3 protein-coding genes are annotated in these 24,392 nt (G+C 75.0%); all 3 read right to left on the bottom strand.

Translation table 11 applies throughout. The annotated features are described in order from the left end of the window. The coding region (locus MXD61_RS06755) for a type I polyketide synthase (protein WP_248811970.1) at positions 1-5,986 on the bottom strand (5,986 nt) is incomplete at its 3' end. An 86-nt stretch (positions 5,987-6,072) separates the two neighbouring features. Next, positions 6,073-21,495: a type I polyketide synthase gene (locus MXD61_RS06750; RefSeq protein WP_248811969.1), complete on the bottom strand. Its 15,423-nt coding sequence runs from the start codon at positions 21,493-21,495 to the stop codon at positions 6,073-6,075. 63 nt (positions 21,496-21,558) lie between these two features. Next, positions 21,559-24,392, bottom strand: a 2,834-nt coding sequence (locus MXD61_RS06745) for an acyltransferase domain-containing protein (protein WP_248811968.1), incomplete at its 5' end; no start/stop codon positions are given.

The following is a 24,392-nucleotide window of genomic DNA, read 5'->3' as shown; positions in this document are numbered from 1 at the left end:
TGGTCAGCAGCAGCCGCTGCTGCGGGTCCATCGCCAGCGCCTCCCGCGGCGAGATCCCGAAGAACGCCGGATCGAACCGGTTGAAGCCGTCGACGAACCCGCCCTCACGGGCGTAGGACGTCCCCGGATGGTCGGGGTCCGGGTCGTAGAGGGCATCCAGGTCCCAGCCCCGGTCCGCGGGGAACGGCCCCACCGCGTCCCCACCGGCCGCCACCAGCTCCCACAGCTCCTCCGGTGACCGCACCCCACCCGGATACCGGCAGCTCATCGCCACGATCACGATCGGGTCGTCGGCCGCTTCCGGCCCCGCGGGCAGCAGGCCGGACGGCACCGCGGCCGCCGGCGCGAGCAGCCTGTCCCGCAGGTGCCCGACCAGAGCCGCGGGGGTCGGGTAGTCGAACACGAGCGTCACCGGCAGCCGGACACCGGTCGCGGCACCCAGCCGGTTGCGCAGTTCGACGGCCGTCAGCGAGTCGAAACCGAGGTCCCTGAAGGCGCGAGCGGTGTCGACGGACCGCGGGGAGTCGTGGCCGAGCACCGCGGCCACCGCCGCCTGCACGATCGTGAGCAGCACCGCGTCACCGTCGGCCACGCGCAGTCCGGCGACCCGGCGGGCGAGCCCGGCCGCCGGACCCGCGTCCTCGCCCGAGACGAGGACACCGCCCGTGGCCCGCACCGTCGCGGCCCGCCGCACCCGGGGACGGATCAGGCCCCGCAGCAGGTGTGGCACCGTGGTCGCGGCGATCTGGGCCCGCAGGGCGGCCAGATCGAGCCGCATCGGGGCGACAGCCGCCTCGCCACCCTCGAGCGCGGCGTCGAACAGCGCGAGTCCCTGTTCGGTGGACAGCGCTTGCAGGCCACCGCGGGTCAACCGGCGCACGTCGGACCCGTCGAGGTGGCCGGTCATCCCGCCACGGCGCTCCCACAGCCCCCACCCCATCGACACCGCCGGCAGGCCGGCGGCGCGCCGCCAGGCGGCGAACGCGTCGAGGACGGCGTTGGCCGCGGCGTAGTTGCCCTGGCCGGGGCCGCCGAAGACCGCCGCGGCCGAGGAGAACAGGACGAACCCCGACAGGTCCAGGTTCCGGGTCAGCTCGTGCAGGTGCCAGGCCGCGTCCACCTTGGGACGCAGCACCCGGTCGAGCATCTCGGAGGTCATCGTCGTGATGACACCGTCCTCGAGGACTCCGGCGGTGTGCACCACCGCGGTGAGCGGGTGTTGCGGCGGCACGGACGCCAGCAGCTCGACGAGCGCCAGCCGATCCGCCACGTCGCAGCCGGCCAGGGTGGCGCTCGCGCCGAGATCCGTGAGATCGGCCACGAGCTGCCCGGCCTCGGGGGCCTCGGCGCCGCGGCGGGAGACCAGCAGCAGATGCCGGACGCCGTGCGCCGAGACGAGGTGGCGGGCCAGGGCGTTGCCCAGCACGCCGGTCGCACCGGTGATCAGCACCGTGCCCTCGGGGTTCCACCGCGCCGGGTCGCCTGCCGCGCTGGCGGCCGGTGACGGCTCGTCCAGGCGGGGCAACCGCGCCAGCCGGGCGGCCCGCAGCTCGCCCGCGCGGACCGCGATCCGCGGCTCTCCCGTCTCCACCGCCGCCCGGAGATCCCGGTACCGCGCGCTCACATCGAGATCGGCGTCGTGTCCGCCGGCCGGGCCACACTCCCCTGCCGGACCGGGCCGTGCGGCCGGGTCCGCTCCCTCAGCCATGCCGGATGCTCCGGCCAGGGCATCGGTGTCGACAAGGACGATCCGCTCGGGGTGCTCCGACTGCGCCGACCGGGCGAGCCCCCAGACGGCGGCGGCACCCGGATCGCGCAGCGGATCGTCCGGTCCGGTCGACACCGCGCCGTCGGTCACCACGACGAGCCGCGACGAGGCGAACCGCTCGTCCGACAACCAGCCCCGCAGCAGATCGAGCGCCCAGTGCGACGCCGTACGCGCCCGCCCGGCGACATCGCCGACCCTGACGTCTCCGACACCGAGACACTCGGCGTCGGGGTGTCCGGCGTCGGGGTGTCCGGCGTCGGCCGCGCTCTCGATGACGGGCGGGGGCGCGAAGGCGACGAGAACGGCGGGCGGCTCGGCGCCGGCGTCCACCGAGGCCGTCAGGGAGCCGAGGTCGGCGTGGACGTCGAGGCCGTCGGGCCGCGGCGAGGCCGGGCCGAGCACCGCCCAGTGCCCGGCGCCGGTCGGGATGATCTCGGGCATCCTCAGGGGTGCGACCGCGACCCACTCCTGGCGAAACAGCGAGTCGTGCGGGCTTGCGGCAGCGTGCGGGAGCTCGGCCGGGTTGATCGGACGGACCAGGAGCGACCCGACGGAGATGACCGGCCGACCGGTGTCGTCCGCGCCGACCAGGCAGACCGTGTCCGGGCCGGTACGGGTGAGCCGCACCCGCAGCCGACCGGCCCCCGCGGCATGCAGCGACACGTTCCCCCAGGAGAACGGCACCGACCCGACGGTGGAGCCGGGCAGCAGGCCGAGACCGATCGCGTGCAGGGCCGCGTCCAGCAGCGCTGGATGCAGGCCGAACCGAGCAGCCTCGTCCTGCTGCCGCACGGGCAGGCCGACCTCCGCGCAGAGGTCGTCGCCGACGCTCCAGGCCCGCTGAAGGCCCTGGAAGGCCGGCCCGTAGTCGAACCCGGCGCGGGCCAGGTCCTCGTACAGGTCGGTGATGTCGAGGGGCACGCCACCGGCGGGCGGCCAGCTGGTCAGGTCGTCCTCGCCGCCGGCCGACCGCGGGTCCGCGGCCGGCGGGCCGTCGAGGGTGAGCACGCCGGTGGCGTGACGGGTCCACGGCTCGTCGTCGGCGTCGACGGCGGGGTCGGCGGGTGCGACGCGGGAGTGCACCGTCACCGCCCGTCCGCCGCCCGCGTCCGGAGCCGCGAGCATGACCTGGATCTGCACGGCGTCCCCGGGCCCGAGGACCAGCGGGGTGTGCAGGGTGAGCTCGTCGACATGCGGGCGACCGGCGTGCTCCCCGGCCTGGATCGCCAGTTCGAGCAGCGCCGTGCCCGGCAGCCAGACGGTGCCCGCGACCGCGTGGTCGGCGAGCCAGGGATGGCTGCTCAACGCGAGTTGTCCGGTGAGCAGGACCTCACCGTCGCCGTCCGCCAGGGAGACCGCCGCACCGAGCAGTGGATGGCCGACGACGCCCTGTCCCACGGCGGCGACGTCGGTGACCCCGGGGCCCGTCGACTCCAGCCAGTACCGCCTGCCCTGGAAGGCATAGGTGGGCAGATCGACCCGTCGGGCCGCGCCGGCGAACACGGGTGTCCAGTCGACCGGAACACCCCGGACGAACGCCTCGGCCAGGCTGGTCAGGAAACGCCCCGGACCGCCCTCGCCCCGCCGCAGCGTCCCGAACACCACCGCCGTGGAGTCCGCCACCGTGTCGATGGTCTCCTGCACACCCACCGTCAGCACCGGGTGCGGACTGACCTCGACGAAGGTCTCCAGCCCCGCCGTGAGCAGCGCCCGGACCGTGTCCTCGAACAGCACCGGCCGCCGCAGGTTCGCGACCCAGTACCCGGCGTCCAGCGTCGCCGTGTCCACCCGTTCCCCGGTCACCGTCGAGAAGAACGGCACCTCCGGCGCCCGCGGGGTGATTCCCGCCAACGCGGACGACAGCTGCTCGCCCACCCCGTCCACCTGCGCGCAGTGCGAGGCGTAGTCCACCGGTATCCGTCGGGCCCGCACCCCGTCCGCTTCGCAGTCGGCCAGGAACTCGTCCAACGCCTGCGGATCGCCCGACACCACCGTCGAGGACGGCCCGTTCACCGCCGCCACCGCGAGCCGGTCGCCCCACGGCGAGACCCGACGGTGCACCTGCGCCACCGCCAGCACCACCGAGGCCATCGCGCCCTGACCGGACAGCTCGGTTGCCACCAGCCGGCTGCGCACCGCCACCACCCGCGCCCCGTCGGCCAGGCTCAACGCCCCGGCCACACACGCCGCCGCGATCTCCCCCTGCGAATGCCCCACCACCGCCGACGGCACCACCCCGTGCGCCCGCCACAACGCCGCCAGCGACACCATCACCGCCCACGACGCCGGCTGCACCACGTCCACCCGCTCGAGGTCCGGCGCGCCTTCGACCCCACGCAGCACGTCCACCACCGACCAGTCCACATACGGCTCGAGAGCCGCCGCGCACTCCTGCAACCGGGCCCGGAACACCGCGCTGGACTCCAGCAGCTCCGCCGCCATCCCCGCCCACTGCGCGCCCTGGCCCGGGAACACGAACACCGGCTTCGGCCCGGCCACCGCCACACCCGACACCACACCCGCCGCCGGTCCGGCCAGGCCAGCCAGCCCTTCCGGAGCGGCCAGTTCCGCCGGACCGGCCAGTTCCGCCAGACCGGCCAGCAGACCCGCCCGGTCCCCGGCCACGACCACCGCCCGATGCGCGAACGTCGACCGGCCGGTGACCAGGGAGTGACCGACGTCGGCCAGGCCCAGCTCCGGGTGGGCCACCACGTGTGCGCGCAGGCGCTGCGCCTGCGCCGCCAGCGCGGCCTCGTCCCGGGCCGACACCACCCAGGCGAGGTCGGCCGCGGGCGGGGGATCGCCCGCCGCCTCCCCGGCGTTCGCCGGCTCCGCCGCCGGCGCCGCCTCCAGGACGACGTGGGCGTTCGTGCCGCTGAAGCCGAACGACGACACGGCGGACCGACGCGGACGCCCGGCGTCGGGCCACGGCGTGGCCTCGGTCGCCAGCCGGACGGCGCCCGACGACCAGTCGACGTTCGGGGTCGGCTCGTCGACGTGCAACGTCTTCGGCACCACCCCGTGCCGCATCGCCAGCACCATCTTGATCACGCCGCCGACACCCGCCGCCGCCTGGGTGTGCCCGACGTTCGACTTGAACGACCCCACCAGCAGCGGCCGGTCCGCGTCCCGGCCCCGCCCGTAGGTCGCCAGCAACGCCTGCGCCTCGATCGGATCACCCAACGGGGTGCCGGTGCCGTGCGCCTCCACCACGTCGATCTCGTCCGCGCCGAGCCGGGCGTTCGCGAGGGCGTGCTGGATCACCCGTCGCTGCGCGGGACCGTTCGGTGCCGTCAGCCGGCTGCTCGCCCCGTCGGAGTTCACCGCCGTGCCCCGTACCAGCGCCAGCACCGGATGACCGTTGCGACGTGCGTCCGAGAGCCGTTCCAGCAGCAGGACGCCGACGCCCTCGCCCCAGCCGGTGCCACCCGCCGACGCCGCGAACGACCGGCACCGGCCGTCGGGTGCCAGCCCCCGCTGCCGGCTGAACTCGACGAACGCCACCGGGGTGGACATCACCATCGCACCGGCGGCGACGGCCAGCTCACAGTCACCCTGGCGCAGGGCCTGCCCGGCGAGGTGCATCGCCACCAGCGACGACGAACAGGCCGTGTCGACGGTGACGGCCGGTCCGCGCAGCCCGAGGACGTAGGCGAGCCGACCGGAGGCGATGCTGCCCGAGTTGCCGCTGCTCAGATACCCCTCGATGTCGCGGGGCACCGTCCCGACGCGGGTGCGGTAGTCGGCATAGGAGACACCGGCGAAGACCCCGATCTGGCTGCCCCGCACCGAACGCGGGTCGATCCCGGCCCGTTCGAAGACCTCCCAGCTGGTCTCCAGCAGCAGCCGCTGCTGCGGGTCCATCGCCAGCGCCTCCCGCGGCGAGATCCCGAAGAAGTCGGCGTCGAAGCCGGCGACGTCGTCGACGAACCCGCCCTCGCGGGCGTAGGACGTCCCCGGATGGTCGGGGTCCGGGTCGTAGAGGGCGTCCAGATCCCAGCCCCGGTCCGCCGGGAACGGACCCACCGCGTCCACCCCACCGGCCACCAGCTCCCACAGCTCCTCCGGTGACCGCACCCCACCCGGATACCGGCAGCTCATCGCCACGATCGCGATCGGCTCCTGGTACCGGGTCGACAGGTCGTCGAGACGTCGACGGGTCCGGTGCAGGTCGGTCGTGACGCGCTTGAGGTAGTCCCGGAGCTTGTCCTCGTTCACCGTGTGGTGCCATCGCTTTCTACGCGGGTGGGGCCAGCCGGGTGGGAATCGCTGACGTCGCCGGGCGACGCCGTGGGAGGACGCCGTCAGTCCGTCCCGAGTTCCTCGTCGATGAAGGCGAAGATCTCGTCGTCGCTGGCGGAGTCGATGCGGTCAGCGGTGTCGTCCAGGTCGCTGTGATCGGTGCGGTCGGTGGGGCCGTCGAGATCGGCGGGACCGGCCAGCGGGTCGGACGCCGCGGCGGTGGACGCCGGCACGAGTTCCTCCGCGAGGTGGTCGGCCAGTTCGCGGACGGTCGGGTAGTCGAACAGCAGGGTCGCCGGCAGCCGCAGACCCGTCGCCGCGCCGAGCCGGTTACGCAGGTCCACCGCGGTCAGCGAGTCGAACCCCAGCTCCAGCAGCCCCCGGTCGACCTCGACCGAGTGGTCGTCGGGGTATCCGAGCACGCCGGCGGCGTGCGTGCGCACGAGCTCGCGCAGCAGCTCCCCGCGGCCGGGGCCGGCCAGTTCCCCCAGTCGCCGACGCAGGTCCGTGCTGACGTCGACCCGGGACGCCGACGTGTCCGCCGCCGGCCGCCGCGCCCCGGCCACCAGCGCCCGGTACAGGGCGGGGACGGGACCCGGTGCCCGGCGGACCGCGTCGACATCGAGTCGGGCCGTGAGCAGACTCGCCTCGTTCACCGCGAGCGCGGTGTCGAACAGCGCCAGGCCCTGGTCGTCCGACAGTGCGAGGATCCCGCCGCGGGCGAGCCGGCGCAGATCCGCGTCCCCGAGTTTTCCGGTCATCCCGCCGCGGCGCGCCCACAGGCCCCAGCCCATCGAGACCGCCGGCAGACCGGCCGCCCGGCGCTGCGCGGCGAAGGCGTCGAGAAAGGCGTTCCCGGCCGCGTAGTTGGCCTGCCCGGCCCCGCCGAAGGTGCCCGCGAGCGAGGAGGCGAGCACGAACGCCGAGAGCGGGCGGTCCGCGGTCAGCTCGTGCAGGTGCAGCACGGCGTCCACCTTGGGACGCAGGACCGGGTCGAGACGTTCGGGGGTGAGCGCGGAGATCATCCCGTCGTCGAGCACACCCGCGGTGTGCACGACCGCCCCCAGTGGGTGTTCGGCCGGGATGGTGGCGAGCAGCCCGGCGAGTTCGGCGCGGTCGGCGACATCGGCGGCGACCATGGTCACCTGAGCCCCGAGGCCGGCGAGTTCCGCGATCAGCTCGGTCGCTCCGGGCGCCCCGGGCCCGCGCCGCCCGACGAGCAGCAGGTGCCGGACACCGTGGGTGGCCACCAGATGGCGGGCCAGGACGCTGCCCAGCGCGCCGGTCGCCCCGGTGACCAGCACGGTCGCGTCGGGATCCCAACCGGGTGACGGCTGGTCACCGGCCTGGTCCACACGGGCCAGCCGGGCGGCGAACAGCTCGCCCCGGCGCACCGCCAGCTGTGGCTCGCCCGCCGCGATCGCCGTCGTGACCGCCGCCGCGACCGCCTCGACCGAGGCGGTCTGGTCGTCCAGGTCCAGCAGGACGAAACGGTCGGGATGCTCCGCCTGCGCAGAGCGCACCAGGCCCCACACCGCGGCCTGGGCCAGATCGGGGGCCGCGTCGGTGCCGTCCGTCGCGACAGCGCCCCGGGTGACGACAACGAGCCGGCCGGCCGGGCCGGCGTCGGCCAGCCAGGTGTGCACGAGCGAGAGCGCCCAGCGGGTGGCCGCCCGCACCGCCATGCTGACCAGATCCGCGGCTGCGATGTCGGCGATGTCGGTACCGCTGGTCGCGGTGCCGGAGCGGGCCGCGGACCCGTCGACGAAGGGGGCGAGGACGACCTCGGGCGCGCCCGCCCCGGGCCCCCCACCGAGCACCGCCGCCAGGTCGGACGCCGGCACCGTCGCCACCCCGGCGGCGTGCAGCCCGGCCAGGATCGCGGCCTGCGCCGGGAGGCCGTCCGCCCGGGTGAGCAGCGCCCAGGATCCGTGGCCGGTGGGTTCCGCCACCCGGGGCAGCGGCACGGTGGTGGTCACCGGCAGCGCGGACCAGCGCAGCCGGAACGGGCCGTCCTGCGCCGCCGGCGCACCGGTCAGAGCCGCCGCGGCCACCGGCCGCAGCACCAGCGACTCCACCGTGGCCACCGGGTGCCCGGCGGCGTCGGCGACCGCGACGGCCACGCCACCCGACCCGGTCGGCGTGATCCTGACCCGCAGCGCCGACGCGCCGGTGGCGTGCAGCCGCACGCCGGTCCACGAGAACGGCAGGACCCCGCCGTCGCCCTCCCGCATCGTGAAGGCGACGGTGTGCAGAGCCGCGTCGAGCAGCGCGGGGTGCAGGCGGAACGCCGCCGCCTCGGCGCGCTGGGCGTCGGGCAGGTTCACCTCGCCGAAGATCTCCGGTCCGCGCCGCCAGGCGGCCCGCAGGCCACGGAAGGCCGGACCATAGTCGAATCCGTTCGCGGCCAGGCGCTCGTACAGGTCCCCGGTGTCCAACGGCTGCGCGTCGGCTGGCGGCCAGCTCCGCAGATCCTCCGCCGACCCCACCTCCGCCGACGCTGCGCCCGCCGGTGGTGCGCCCGCCGGGGACACGAGGCCGGTGGCGTGTCGGGTCCAGCTCCCGTCCCCGGAGTCCACCGGGCGGGAGTGGACGGTGACCGGGCGTACGCCGTCCGCGGCAGGGCCGCCGACGGTCACCTGAACCGACACCGCCCCGTCGGGCGCGAGCACCAGCGGCGCCTGCAACGTCAGCTCGTCGACACGGTCGCAGCCGACCTGCTCCCCCACCCGGATCGCGAGCTCGACAAAGGCGGTGCCCGGCACCAGGATCGTCCCCGACACCGCATGGTCGGCGAGCCAGGGCACCGTCCGCGCACCGAGCTGGCCGGTGAACAGCCAGCCGTCGGACTCGGGAAGTTCGACGGCCGCGCCGAGCAGCGGATGACCCGTCGCCGTGAAGCCTGCGGCGGGAACACCCGTCGGCGGGGGCGCGTCGAGCCAGTACCGCTCCCGTTGGAAGGCGTAGGTGGGCAGGTCGACCCGGCGGGCGTCGGCGCCGGCGAACACCCCGGGCCAGTCGACGTCCACCCCGTGGACATGCAGGGACGCGACCGCGGTCGCGAGCGCCACCGGTTCGGGGGTGTCCCGGCGCAGGGCCGGAACCCACACCGCCGCCTCCGGCGGCCGGATCTGCTCGCCCAGCACGGTCAGCACACCGTCGGGTCCCAGCTCCAGATGCGTGCGCACACCGATCCGGTCCAGTTCACGCACCCCGTCGTGGAAGCGGACGGCCTGGCGGACGTGACGCACCCAGTAGTCCGGCGAGCAGAGCTCCTCGGCGGTGGCGAGACGTCCGGTGACGTTGGAGACGATCGGGATCGTCGGCGGGGCGTAGTCGAGCGTGCCCGCGAGGGCACCGAACCGGGCCAGGATGGGGTCCATCCGCGGGGAGTGGAAGGCATGACCGACCCGCAGGCGGCGGACCCGATGGCCCTCGCCCGCCCAGCGGGCCGCCAGGTCCTCGACAGCGTCGGCGTCACCGGAGACCACGGTGGCCCGGGGACCGTTCAGCGCGGCGATCCCCACCCGGTCGCCGAGGCCGTCGATCGCCGCCAGCACCACGTCCTCGGTCGTCGACACCGACAGCATCGCGCCGCCGGCGGGCAGCTCCCCCATCAGCCGGCCCCGTGCCGCGACCAGCGCGCAGGCGTCCGCCAGCGACAGCACCCCGGCGACGTGGGCGGCCGCGAGTTCCCCGATCGAGTGGCCGAGCAGGACGTCCGGGATGATCCCCCAGCTGGTGAGCAGCCGGAACAACGCGACCTCGAACGCGAACAGCGCCGGCTGGGTGTAGGCGGTGCGGTCCAGGTCCCGCGCCTGCGGGGTGCCCGCCGCGGCGAACATCACCGCGCGGGTCGAGGCACCCTCGAGATGCGGGTCGAGGTGGGCGCCGACCTCGTCCAGGGCGTCGGCGAACACGGGGTGGACATCGGCGAGCGCCCGGCCCATCCCCGCCCGCTGGCTGCCCTGCCCGGTGAACAGGAAGGCGAGCCGGCCGCCGGGACCGCCCCGCCCCGCGACCACACCGGCGATCCCGGTGCCGGCCCGCCCCTCGGCGACCGCCGTGAGACCCGCACGCAGCCGCTGCGCGTCCGGCCCGACGACGGCGCCACGATGCGACAGGGTGCCACGCGTCGTCGCGAGCGAGAACCCGACATCGGCGGGACGCGCCCACGGGTGCTCGTCCAGCCACTCGAGCAGCCGGGCGGCCTGCACGGCCAGTGCCGGTTCGCCGCGCGCCGACAGCGGCCACACCACGGCCGCCGACGCCGGGGCGACCTCGCCCGCCGCGTCCCGCGCCGCCACCGTGCTCTCCGCCAGCGCCGCCTCGTCCGGCGCGGATTCCAGCAGCAGGTGCGCGTTGGTGCCGCTGATCCCGAACGACGACACCGCGGCGCGGCGCGGACGACCGTCGGGTGTCGGCCAGCCACGCTGTTCGGTCAGCAGCCGGACGGTGCCGGTGGACCAGTCGACATGCGGGGTCGGCTCGTCGACGTGCAGCGTCGCGGGCAGCACGCCGTGCCGCATCGCCTGCACCATCTTGATGACGCCGGCGACACCCGAGACGGCCTGGGTGTGGCCGATGTTGGACTTCAGCGCACCCAGCCAGAGCGGGCGGTCGGCCGGCCGGTCCCGCCCGTAGGTCGCGAGGATCGCCTCGGCCTCGATCGGGTCTCCGAGCGCCGTACCGGTCCCGTGTGCCTCGACCGCGTCGATGTCGTCGGCCCGCAGCCCGGCGTTGGCGAGCGCCTGGCGGATCACCCGCTGCTGGGCCGGCCCGCTCGGGGCGGTCAGCCCGTTGCTGGCGCCGTCGGAGTTCAACGCCGAGCCGCGGACGACCGCGAGCACCGGATGGCCGGCGCGGCGGGCGTCGGCGAGTCGCTCCACGAGCAGCAGGGCGACGCCCTCGGCCCAGCCGGCCCCGTCCGCCTGGGCGGAGAACGCCTTGCAGCGGCCGTCCGGCGACATGGCCTGCTGCCGGCTGAACTCGATGAACGTGCTCATCGTCGACATGACCGTCACCCCGCCGGCCAGCGCCAGCGAACATTCCCCGCGGTGCAGCGCCTGCGCGGCCAGGTGCAGGGCCACCAGCGCCGACGAGCACGCGGTGTCGACCGTGACAGCCGGCCCCTCCAGGCCGAAGGTGTAGGCGATGCGGCCCGAGGCGACGCTGCTGGCACTGCCCGTGGCGAGGTAGCCCTCGAACCCCTCGGGGGCTCGGTCAAGGCGCATCCCGTAGTCGTTGTAGCTGGCGCCGACGAAGACCCCGGTGTCGGTTCCCCGCAGTGTCGCCGGGTCGATGCCGGCCCGTTCGAAGGCCTCCCACGAGGTTTCCAGCAGTAGCCGCTGCTGCGGGTCCATCGCGAGGGCCTCCCGCGGGGAGATGCCGAAGAAGCCGGGGTCGAAGTCGGCCGCCTCGTACAGGAAGCCACCGCCGCGCGCGTAGTAGGTTCCCGCCACCTCGGGGTCGGGGTCGTACGAGCCGGCGACGTCCCAGCCACGGTCGGTCGGAAAGTCGCCGATGACGTCGACGCCGTCGCGCACCAACGACCACAGGTCCTCCGGCGAACGGACCCCGCCAGGTAGGCGGCAGCTCATCGCCACGATCGCGACGAGGTCGTCGTCGGGGGCCGCCGTGCCCGCGGCCCGTCCACCTGCGGCCAGGACGGTGCCTCTGGCCTCGGTTGCGTCCGCGGCGGTCGGGGGCAGCCCGTCGAGCAGTTCGGTCTCGAGATGGCGCGCCAGCGCGGTCGAGGTCGGATGGTCGAAGACCAGCGTCACCGGCAGCCGCAGTCCCGTGGCGGTGGCCAGCCGGCTGCGCAGGTCGACGGCGGTCAGCGAATCGAAACCGATGTCGCGCATCGCCCGGTCCGGGTCGATCTCGTCCGGTCCGGCGTAGCCGAGCACGGCGGCCACCTGCGTGCGCACCAACTCCGACAGCCGCCGCTGTCGGTCGGCCTGATCCAGCTCGGCGAGCTCGTCGGCCAGCGACGAACCTGCCGCGGCGGTGACGCGTCCCTCGGGCCCGGCCTCGGGCCCGGCGGTGGCGGTGGGGAGTGGGGGGGGGGGGGGGGGGGGGCCGCGGGGGGGGGGGCCGGCCCCCCCGGCGCGCGTCCGTGCCGAGCTCAGGGTCGCGACGAGGCGCTCCCAGTGGACGTCGGCCACCACCGCGAACGTGTCGTCGTGGTCGAGCAGTTCACGCAACGCCGCGACGGCGAGGGACGGATCCATCGGGGGCATGCCCTGGCGGCGCAGCCGCTCGGCGAGTTCGGCGGTCAGCAGCCCGCCGCCTCCCCAGGAGCCCCAGGCCACGGAGGTGGCGACCAGGCCGTCGGCGCGGCGGCGCCGGGCCAGCGCGTCGAGGTAGGAGTTCGCCGCGGCGTAGCTGCCCTGGCCCGGACCGCCCAGCGTGCCGGCGAAGGAGGAGAACAGCACGAAGGCGGACAGGGGGAGATCGCGGGTCAGCTCGTCCAGGTTCGCCGCGGCGGTCATCTTGGGCCGCAGCACCACGGCCGCCCGCTCGGGGGTCAGGCTGTCGATCACACCGTCGTCCAGGACACCGGCCGTGTGCACCACCGCCGTCAGCGGATACTCGGCGGGCACACCGGCCAGCAGCGCGGCCAGCGACGCGCGGTCCGCCACATCGCAGGCGACGACGGTGACCGCAGATCCGAGCGCGGACAGCTCGGCGACCAGCCGCGCCGTCCGCACCGCCTGCTCCGTCCCCGCCTCGCCCGCCCCCCGCCGGCTGACCAGCAACAGGTGCGGGGCGCCGTCGTGGGCCAGTGAGCGGGCGACCAGCCCACCGAGGGTCCCGGTACCGCCCGTGATCAACACGGTGCCCGCTGGTTTCCAGGCATCGACCTCGGCGACGCAGGCCCGGGGGGTGGCCCGAACCAGCCGCCTGCGGTACAGCCCGGCCGACCGCAGCGCGAGCTGGTCCTCCGCGGCCGGAGCCCCGTCACCCCGCGGCCCGGTGCCGGGCGCGGTGACCGAAACCAGCCCGGTGACCGCCGCGCGGAGCCGGGCGGCACCACGGGTGTCGAGGGCAACGCCGTCCCCGGCCGGGGGAAGGTCGACGAGACCACCCCAGCGTCCCGGATACTCCATGCTCGCGACGCCGCCGAGCCCCCAGTGCAAGGCCTGACCGGGATCGACGTGGGTGTCCGCTCGCCCGACCGACACCGCCCCCCGGGTCAGGCAGCACAGCGGCGCGCCGATTCCGACGTCTCCGAGTGCCTGGAGCAGGCCGATCGACAGGGCCAGGCCGACGGGCACCGCAGGCCGGCCGGTCCCGTCGGTACCCGCTGCCGGGTCGCTGCCGTCCCTCGGGTCGCTGCCGTCGGTGGCGGCGGTCTCCGCGGCCAGGGCCAGCAGGGACAGCACCCCGGCCGGCGGCCGGTCGGGGTCGGCGAGACCCTCCCGCAGGCGCGCCGCGATCGCGGCACGGGTGGTGTCGAGCGCGGTGACGGTGACGGTGGGCGGCGGTGTGCCGTCCTCGGCCGCGAACGCGGCGACGACGCGGTCGACCAGGTCCGCGTGTGCGGTGGCCGCCGGCACGACGACCAGCCAGCCCTCGGCCGACGCCGCCCGCGGTCCTGCCGGTGTCACCGGTACGGGTGACCAGGTCACGTCATAGCGCCAGGACGAGATCGCCGACCGCTCGGCCTGGCGGCGACGCCAGGCCGAGAGCAGCCCGAGCGCCGGGCGCAGCGGTTCGACCGCGTCGGTACCGGCGAGCTCCATCGTCGTGGCGACCGCCGCCAGGTCCTCCTGCTCGACCGCCGTCCAGAACCGGCCGTCAACCTCCGCCTGGACGCCGTCGGGCCGCGACGGGCCGCCGGGCGGCCCGGGCGCCGCCGCGTCGGCCGTCATGTCGACCCAGTACCACCGTTCCTGGAACGGGTAGGTCGGCAGCGGCACCGGCGGCCGCGGGACGGGCCCGGCGAACACGGCCGGCCAGTACGGTTCCGCACCCTGGACATGCGCCTCGGCCAGGGAGCGGAGCAGGCGAGCCGGACCGCCGTCATCACGGCGCAGTGTCTCGACCACCGCCGCGGCGCAGCCCGGGACCGTGTCGATGGTCTCCTGCACGCCCATCGTCAGCACCGGATGGGGGCTGATCTCGATGAAGATCTGATGCCCGGCCTCGACCAGGGCCCGGGTCACCGGCTCGAACAGCACCGGCTCGCGCAGGTTGCGCGCCCAGTACTCGCCGTCGAACGCGGCCGAGTCCAGCAGATCGCCGGTGACCGTGGAGTGGATCGGGATGTCCGGCTCCCGCGCCGTGATCGGCTCCAGTGCCCGCACCAGCCCGTCGTGGACACCGTCGACCTGCGCGGAATGCGACGCGTAGTCCACCGGCACCCGGCGCGCCCGGACCCCGTCCGCCTCGCAGGCGGCCAGCAACCCGGCCAACGCGTCCGGATCGCCGGAGACGACCGTGGACGACGGCCCGTTCAGCGCCGCCACCGAGAGCCGTCCCTCCCAGGACGCGATCCGCTGTTCCACCTCCGTGCGCGCCAACGCCACCGACGCCATCGCGCCGAGCCCCGACAGTTCGGCGCCGACCACCCGGCTGCGGACCACGACCACCCGCGCGGCGTCACGCAGGCTCAGCGCGCCCGCGACGCACGCCGCCGCGATCTCCCCCTGCGAATGACCCACCACCGCCGTCGGCACCACTCCGAACGACCGCCACACCTGCGCCAGCGACAGCATCACCGCGAACAGCACGGGCTGCACGACGTCGACCCGGTCCAGGGACGGCGAGCCCGGTCGCGCGCGCAGGGTGTCGAGCAGCGACCAGCCCGTCAGCGGATCCAGCGCCGCCGCGCACTCCTGCATCCGGGCCCGGAACACCGGGCTGGCCTCGAACAGCTCCACCCCCATCCCGGTCCACTGCGTGCCCTGGCCGGGGAACACGAACACGATCCTGGGGTCGGCGACGGCCACCCCCCGTGCCGTGTTCGCGGCGACCTCGCCGCCAGCCAGAGCAAGCAGCGCGCGGCGGAAGTCCGCGCGGTCCGCGGCGACGACGACCGCGCGGTGCGCGAACGACGACCGGGTCGTCGCCAGCGCATGCCCGATGTCGCGCACACCGTCGTGCGCCCGGGCGTCGACCTGCTCCAGCAGACGGGTGGCCTGGGCCGCGAGGGCGGCCGGGTGCTGGGCGCTGAGGATCCACGGAACCGGCACCGTGGCCTCGGCCGGCACCGTGGCCTCGACGGGCGCCGTGGGCCCGGCCGGTGCCGCCTCCGGTGTGCCGCCGGCCGCGGGATCCACGGGTGTGGCGTCGGCCGCCGGACCGGCCTGTTCCAGGATGGCGTGCGCGTTGGTGCCGGACAGGCCGAAGGAGGAGACGCCCGCGCGGCGCGGACGCCCGCGCTGTGGCCATGGCTGCGCACTGGCCAGCAGCCGCACGGCGCCGGCCGACCAGTCGACGTACGGAGACGGCTCGTCCACGTGCAGGGTGCTCGGCAGCACCCCGCGGTTGAGGGCGAGCACCATCTTGATGACGCCCGCGACGCCGGAGGCGGCCTGGGCGTGGCCGATGTTCGACTTCACCGAGCCCAGCAGCAGCGGGGCGTCGGCGGGACGGTCCTGGCCGTAGGTCGCCAGCAGCGCCTCGGCCTCGATCGGGTCGCCCAGTGTCGTGCCGGTCCCATGTGCCTCGACGGCGTCGATGTCACCAGGGGCCAGGCCGCCGCTGGCGAGCGCCTGGCGGATCACCCGCTGCTGGGCCAGCCCGTTGGGCGCGGACAGGCCGTTGCTCGCCCCGTCCGAGTTGATCGCACTGCCGCGGATGACGGCGAGCACCGGATATCCGGCCCGGCGGGCGTCCGAGAGCCGGGCGAGCAGCAGCGTCCCCACCCCCTCGCCGAGTCCCATCCCGTCGGCCGCGGCGCCGAACGCCTTGCAGCGCCCGTCGCGGGCCAGGCCCCGCTGCCGGCTGAACTCGACGAACGACACCGGCGAGCCGATCACGGTCGCGCCGGCGGCGACGGCCAGCGAGCACTCCCCCGACCGCAGCGACCGGCAGGCCAGGTGCAGCGCCACCAGCGACGACGAGCAGGCGGTGTCCACCGTGACCGCGGGCCCCTCCAGGCCCAGGGTGTAGGCGATCCGCCCGGAGAGCACGCTGGTGGAGGAGCCGGTGACGAAGTGACCCTCGCTGCCGGCCGGGATGCGGTCCATCGACCCGCCGTAGCCCTGGTAGGCGGCGCCGACGAAGACGCCACTGGCACTGCCGCGCAGCGTCGCCGGGTCGATGCCGGCGCGCTCGACCGCCTCCCAGACGGTCGCCAGCAGCAGGCGCTGCTGGGGGTCCATCGCGGTCGCCTCCCGCGGCGAGATCCCGAAGAACCCGGCGTCGAACGCTCCGGCGTCCAGCAGGAACCCGCCGTCGCGGACGTAGCTCTTCCCGGAACGGTCGGGATCGTCGTCGAACATGTCCGGGTCCCAGCCGCGGTCGGTCGGGAACGGCGAGATCGCGTCGACCCCGCCAGCCACCAGGTCCCACAGGTCCTCGGGCGTCCGGACGCCACCGGGGAAGCGGCAGCCCATCGACACGATGGCGATCGGATCGTCGGTCAGGGCGGCGTCGCCGGCCGGCGTGGGCGCAACCGGGACCGCCGGGGGTTCCGCCGCCACCCGCGCACGCAGATGGCGGGCCAGCAGCTGCACCGTCGGATGGTCGAAGACCAGGCTCACGGGCAGCCGCAGGCCGGTCGCCGCACTCAGCCGGTTGCGCAGGTCGACGGCGGTCAACGAGTCGAACCCGAGCTCACGCAGCGGCCGGCCGGCCGCCACGGCGTCAGCGTCGGCGTAGCCGAGCACCGCGGCGGTCTGGGTCCGGACGAGGTCGAGCACGGCCCGGTCGCGGGCGGACGCCGGCAGACCGGCCAGGTACGCGCCCAGCGTCGACTCCGCACTCGCCGGACCGGCCACGCCGCCCGATGCGGACGAGGCCCCGGCGGACGAGGTTGGGACCGCCGAGGTCGCGGCGAGGATGCGGCGTGCCTCGGGCAACCCGTCGAGCAGCGGGCGCGGTCCCGCGGAGGTGAACACCGGCACGAACCGGTCCCAGTCGATCTCGGCGACGACCACGTCGACGTCGTCACGGTCCAGGACCTGTCCGAACGCCGCCAGGGCGAGCGGCGGTGGCATGAACGGTATGCCGCTGGCGCGAAGCTGGTCCTCGGCCAGGGCCGCCGCCATCCCGCCGCCGTCGGCCGGGCTCCAGATGCCCCAGGCGATCGACGTCGCGGTCAGGCCCCGGGCGCGCCGCTGCCGGGCGAGGCCGTCGAGGAAGGCGTTCGCCGCGGCATAACCGCCGTGGATGCCGCTGCCCCACACGGCCGAGATCGAGGAGAACAGCACGAAGGCGTCGAGGGTGTCCCGGTCGAAGATCTCGTCGAGCAGCGCGGCGCCGGTGGCCTTGGCCCGGGCGGCCTCGGCCACCTGCGCGAGCGTGGTCTCGACCAGCGGAACCAGCACGCCGCCGCCCGCGGTGTGCAGGACCGCGCGGATCTGGTCGCCGCCGGACTCGACCCGGTCGACCAGGGCGTGCAGCGCGTCGCGGTCAGCGACGTCGCAGGCTTCGAGGGTGACCCGGCTGCCGAGCGCGGTCAGCTCGGCGGCGAGCTCGGCGGCTCCCGGTGCCTGTGCACCGCGCCGGCTGGCGAGGACGAGGTGTGGTGCGCCGGCGCGGGCGAGCCAGCGGGCGACATGCCCGCCGATCGCCCCGGTGCCACCGGTGATCAGGACGGTGCCCCGCGGACGCCAGGTCCGCGTGAGGCCGGTCGGCGGCGGGTCGCCCGCGCGGACCAGACGTCGGACGAACACTGCGTCCGCCCGCACGGCGAGCTGGTCCTCCACACCGGCGTCCGTGAGCACGGCTCGCAACCGCCCGAGCGACCCGGCCTCGACGACGGCGGGCAGATCCAGCAGGCCGCCCCAGCGCCGGGGATGTTCGAGCGCCGCGCAGCGGACCAGTCCCCACACCGCCGCCTGGGCCGGGCTCTCCGGCGGATCGCCGTCGCGCACCGCGACCGCGCCGCGGGTCAGCACCCACAGTGGCGCGTCCAGGCCGATGTCGTCGAGCGCCTGGACCAGCAGGACGGTCAGTGCCAGCCCGGTACTGATCTCCGCATGGACCGGATGGGGGGTGTCCTCGGTGGCGAGCAGCGACACCACCGCCGCGGGCAGGCCATCGGCGAGCGCCGCGCGGAGCAGGTCGGCAAGCTCCGCGCGATCGACCTGCGGGGCGACGCCGACCGCCACGACCGCGGCGCCGTCGTGGCCGAGGGCGTCGAGCACCGACGACACGTCGGACGCGCCCTCGGACGCCGGCACCAGCACCAGCCACGGGCCGGTCCGCGCCGCCGCGCCGGACAGGGCAGCCGGCGCGGGTGGGGCAGCCGAGGGTGCGGGCAACGGTTCCCAGCGCACGCGGTAGCGCCAGGACGCCATCGTGGTCTGCTCCCGGACCGTCCGGCGCCAGGCGGACAGCACACCCAGGGCAGGGGCCAGTGCCGGTGGGGACTGCTCGGCCGGGGCACCCAGCACGGCGGCCAGCGCCGCGGGGTCCTCCCGGTCCACGGCGTCCCAGAACGCGACGTCGATCGCGGCGGGCCCGCTGGTCGACCGGTCGCCGGGACGCGTCGCCGCTCCCGATCCGGGCGCGAGCCAGTACCGCGTTCCCCCGAAGGCGTAGGTCGGCAGCTCCACGCGTCGGACATCCGACCCGGGGTAAAGCGCCGACCAGTCCAGCTCGACGCCATGGGCCTGGGCCTGGCCGACCGAGCGCAGGAACCGGTCCAGGCCACCGTCGTCACGGCGCAGGGATCCGAGGGTGACGACGTCACGGGTGCCGTCACGCTCGAGCGCGCTGTCGCGGTCGACCGTGCCGGCCGCCTCCGCGGTCTGCTCGATCCCCACGATCAGCACCGGATGGGGGCTGACCTCGATGAACATCTGATGGTCGCGGTCAAGCAGCCGGCGCACGACCGGTTCGAACAGCACCGGTTCGCGCAGGTTGCGCACCCAGTACCCGGCGTCCAGCGCCGCGGTGTCCACTGGCTCCCCGGTCGTCGTGGACCAGAACGCCACCTCCGGCACCCGCGGGGTGATCCCGTCCAGCGTCGCCAGCAGCTGATCGCGGATCTCGTCGACCTGCGCCGAATGCGACGCGTAGTCGACGGCGATCCGCCGCACCCGCACCCCGTCGGCCACGCACCCGGCCAGCAGCCCGTCCAACGCCCGCGGATCACCCGACACCACCGTCGACGACGGTCCGTTCACCGCCGCCACCGACACCTGCCCGCCCCACGGCGAGATCCGGTCCGCCACCTCCTCGGGCGACAGTGACACCGATGCCATCGCGCCCCGACCGGACAGTTCGGCGCCCAAGAGCCGACTGCGCAGGGCCACCACCCGGGCCCCGTCGGCGAGGCTGAGCGCGCCGGCCACGCAGGCCGCCGCGATCTCCCCCTGCGAATGCCCCACCACCACCGACGGCAGCACCCCGAGCGACCGCCAGAGCTCGGCCAGCGACACCATCACCGCCCACAGCACCGGCTGGACGACGTCGACCCGGTCCAGCGGCGGCGAACCCGTTGCTCCCCGCAGCACCTCGACCACCGACCAGTCCACATACGGCTCCAGCGCCGCCGCGCACTCCTGCAGGCGGGCCCGGAACACCGGGCTCGACACCAGCAGCTCCACCCCCATGCCCACCCACTGCGCGCCCTGCCCCGGAAACACGAACACCGGTTTCGGATCGTCGAGCGCCGTCCCGCGGACCACCCGGTCGGTGGGTTCACCCCGCGAAAGCGCCGCCAGTGCGGCCAGGAACTCCGCCCGGTCCCCCGCCACCACCGCGGCCCGGTGTTCGAACGCCGACCGGGACGTCGCCAGCGAGAAGCCGACATCCGCCAGATCCAGGTCCGCCCGGGTCGCCACGTGGTCGAGCAACCGCTGTGCCTGGGCACCGACCGCGTCCGCGCCGCGGCCGGACACCACCCACAGCAGCGCCGAGCCGTCGGTCGCCCCCACGGTCCCGGCCTCCGGCGCGGCCGGCTCCGGCTCCGGCTCCGGCCAGGCATCCTCGAGGATGACGTGCGCGTTCGTTCCGCTCGCCCCGAACGACGAGACCCCGGCCCGGCGGGGCTCCCCGGCGCCGGGCCAGGGAACCTCCTCGGTCAGCAGCCGCATCGCACCCGACGACCAGTCGACGTGGGGGGTCGGCTGCTCGGCATACAGGGTGCGGGGCAGGATCCCCTGGCGCATCGCCATCACCATCTTGACCACGCCGGTGAGACCGGACACCGCGGCGCCGTGGCCGATGTTGGACTTCACCGAACCCAGCCACAGCGGCCGGTCCGCGGTCCGGTCCTGGCCGTAGACGGCGAGCAGGGCCCGCGCCTCGATCGGGTCACCGAGGGTGGTCCCGGTGCCGTGGGCCTCCACCACGTCGACGTCGGTGCCGGTCAAGCCGGCGTTCGTGAGGGCCTGGCGCAGGACCCGCTGCTGTGAGCGTCCGTTCGGCGCGGTCAGTCCGTTGCTGGCGCCGTCGGAGTTCAGCGCCGAACCACGGATGACCGCGAGCACCTGATGGCCGTTGCGTCGGGCGTCGCCGAGCCGTTCGAGCAGCAGCACCGCGACACCCTCGGACCATCCGGTGCCGTTCGCCCCGGCGGCGAACGGCCGGCACCGTCCGTCCGGGGACAACGCCCGCTGCCGGCTGAACTCGACGAACGCCATCGGCGTGGCCAGGACCGTGACCCCGGCGGCCAGCGCCATCGAGCACTCGCCCTGGCGCAGCGCCTGGCTGGCCAGGTGCAACGCCACCAGTGACGACGAGCACATCGTGTCGACGGTCAGCGCGGGCCCTTCGAGGCCGAGGGTGTAGGCGATGCGACCCGACATCACCGCGCTGGACGTCCCGAGCACGATGTGGCCCTCGAGGGAGTCCGGGACGTCGGCCGTGTCGGTGCCGTAGTCGTGGTTGGTCGCCCCCACGAAGACCCCGGTCCGCGACCCGCGCATGGACAGCGGATCGATGCCGGCCCGCTCGAACGTCTCCCAGGACGTCTCCAGCAACAGGCGTTGCTGGGGGGCCATCGCCAGCGCCTCCCGCGGGCTGATCTCGAAGAACCCGGCGTCGAACCGGTCGACGTCGGGCAGGAATCCGCCCTCACGCACATAACTGCGCCCCAACCGCTCCGGATCGGCGTCGTAGACGGCGTCCAGATCCCAGCCGCGGTCAGCGGGAAACGGCGAGATCGCGTCCTGGCCGGCGGCCACGAGATCCCACAGCTGTTCGGGTGAGCGGACGCCGCCGGGCAGCCGGCAGCTCATCGCCACGATCGCGATGGGTTCGCGGGAACGGGCCTCGACGTCGGACAGGCGCCCCCGGACCTGGCGCAGATCGGCCGTCACCCGCTTGAGATAGTCGCGCAGCTTGGCTTCGGTGCTCATGGAAGGTCGACTCCTCGGGCACGGCGAACGGGGCGAACGGGGCAGGCGGGGCGGTGAATCACCTCAGGAGATCCCCAGCTCGTTGTCGATCAGGTCGAAGATCTCGTCGTCCGACGCCGCGTCGAGATCGTCCGTGGCGGCGTCACCCCCCGCCTCGCCGTCCGGGCTGTCGTCCCATCTGCGCAGCAGGGTGCGCATCCGGGCCAGCACCGCGGCGCGGACGTCGTCGGACAGCAGGGGCAGGCCGGCCGCCAGGCCGTCCAGATCACCGGGGCCGGCCAGGGGCGACCCGGCGCTCTGGCCGGCGGGGCCGGCCGGGCCGCGCAGCAGTTCATCCAGCAGATACCGGGCCAGCTCCGCCGGGGTGGGATAGTCGAAGATCACTGTGGTGGGCAGCGGGACACCGGTGGCCTCCCTCATCCGGTTACGCAGATCGACCACGGTCAGGGAGTCGAACCCCAGGTCCCGGAACGGCCGGCCCGGTCGCACCGCCCCGGCGCCGTCCTGGCCGAGCACGACCGCCGCCTCGGCCCGGACCAGATCGAGGACAGCCCGTTCCTGATCGGCCCCGACCAGGTCGCCGACCCGGCGTCGCCATCGCTCGGCGCCATCGCTCGGCTCGCCGACGGCGGGGGCACCGTCGGTTGCCGGATGCGCGCGCACCTCGGCGAGGTCCCGCAGCAGCGGCAGCCGGGCCGCGGCGGGAAAGGTCACGAGCAGCTGTTCCCAGTCGATGTCGGCAACGACCAGACCGCTGTGCGCGCCGGCGCCGACGGCACGTTCGAGGGCCGCGGCGGCCAGCTTCGCGGACAGGACACCCAGACCGGCCAGCCGCGGCCGGTCCACCATGCCCTGCCCGCCCGCCCAGTCACCGAGGGCCACACTCACCGCGGCACCGCCCAGGCTGCGCCGCCGCCGGGCCAGGGCATCGAGATAGCCCTCGGCGGCCGCACTCACACTCTGCCCACCGCTGCCCCAGAGGCCCGCGAGGGACGACACGACGATCAGTTCGGCCGCCGCCTCCGGCGGGTCGCCCCCGGAGACCGCCCCGTCCCCGAAGACCGCTGCGTCGAGGCCCGCGGCAGCGATCCGATCACCCACGGCGGCCGCGAAGGCGCCCAGATCCAGCTCCGCCACCGCCGTACCGGCGCCGCCCGCCTCCCCCCATCCGACGACGACGGCCTCGAGCCCCTCCGGCAGGGCCGCGCGCGGCGTGGCACCGTCACCGGTCCCGTCGTGCTCCTGCTCCTCTCGCAGGAGGGTGCTCCGGGCACCGAGGCCGGTCAGGTCGGCACGTAGCTCAGTCAGGCCGGCCGCGTCGGATGGGACGGCGAGTGCGAGGTGTCTCGCCCCCGACCCGGCCAGCCAGCGGGCCACCTGACCGCCGCGGCCGGCGGGTTCCCCGACGACCAGGGCGACGGCCGGCGGGTTCCACCTGTGGACCGGGGCGTCGGCGTGTACCCGCGCCCGGACCAGACGCTGTGCGAACACTCCCGCGGCCCGTACCGCCGCGCCCTCGCCCCGTTCGACCCCGGCGATCACCGTCCGGAGCCGGGAGACGGCCCGGTCGTCCGGTTCCCGGGGAAGGTCGACAAGGCCACCCCACCGGTCGGGATGTTCCACCGCGACGACCCGGCCCAGCCCCCATACCGCCGCCTGCTCCGGTGCGACCACCGCCCCGTCGGCACCCGTGCTGACCGCGCCGCTGGTCACGCACCACAACGGCGCCAGGATGGCGGCGTCACCCAGTGCCTGCGCGACGGTGACGGTGAGCGCGAGCCCCCGGGGGATCGCCGGATGGTCGGGATCGGGTTCGGTGGCCAACGCCGCCAGGGACACCACTGTGGTCACGGTCTGGTCCGCCGCGGCTTCGGCCAGGCGCCGGGCCACCTCTGCCCGGTCGGCCGCGGCGAGTTCGACGATCACGACCGTCGGACCACCGGTCCGCAGCCCGTGCAGGACGTCGGCGATCCTGCTGGCCTCGCTGTTCCCGGTGGGTACGGCGAGGATCCAGGTCCCGGTCGGCGCGGCCGACTCGGCGACCGGCAGCGGGCTCCACGTGATCTGGTACCGGGACCGGTCCAGCAGCGACTCCTCCTGCTGGCCGCGCCGCCACCCGGACAGCATCGGCAGTACCGTGCCGAGCTCCTCGCGTCGGGGCGTCGCCCGCTCTCCCAGTGCCCGAGACAGGGCGTCGAGATCCTCGTCCTCGACCGCTGCCCAGAACCGGGCCTCCGCCGGGTTCGTCGCCGCTGCGCCGGGCGCCGAGGCCGCCACGGTAGCGGCTGCCGGGCCGTCGGACCCGATCCAGTAGCGTCGGCGTTGGAAGGCGTAGGTGGGCAGATCGACCCGCTGCGCCGCACCGGTGAACAGCGGTGCCCAGTCAATCGGTATCCCCCGGGTGAACGCCTCGGCCAGACTGGTCAGGAAACGCCCGGGACCCCCGTCGTCACGGCGCAGTGTCCCGAACACCACCGCCCCGGAATCCGCCGTTACGGAGAGATCCGCTGCCGCGTCGATGGTCTCCTGTACGCCGACCGTCAACACCGGATGCGGACTGACCTCGATGAAGGTGGTCCGCCCCGCCGCCAGCAACGCCCGAACCGTACCCTCGAAAAGAACAGGATCCCGCAGGTTCCGCGCCCAGTAACCGGCATCCAACACCGCCGCGTCCACCGGCTCACCGGCCACCGTCGAAAAGAACGGAATCTCCGGCACCCGCGGGGTGATACCGGCCAGAGCCGCCGTCAACTCGTCCGTGACATCGTCGACCTGCGCCGAATGCGACGCGTAGTCCACCGCGATCCGCCGAACCCGGATCTCCTGCGTTTCACAACCGGCCAGGAACTCGTCCAACGCCCGCGGATCACCCGACACCACCGTCGACGACGGCCCGT

The sequence above is a fragment of the Frankia sp. AgPm24 genome (assembly GCF_023243055.1).
GTDB classification, from domain to species: Bacteria; Actinomycetota; Actinomycetes; order Frankiales; family Frankiaceae; genus Frankia; species Frankia umida.
Note: the sequence above shows the minus strand (reverse complement) of the source record. Positions and strands in the feature narration are given on the sequence as shown.

Bases quoted from the DNA above. Each gene is read 5' to 3' on its own strand.
- MXD61_RS06750 (WP_248811969.1), bottom strand. From the start codon at position 21,495: ATGAGCACCGAAGCCAAGCTGCGCGACTATCTCAAGCGGGTGACGGCC.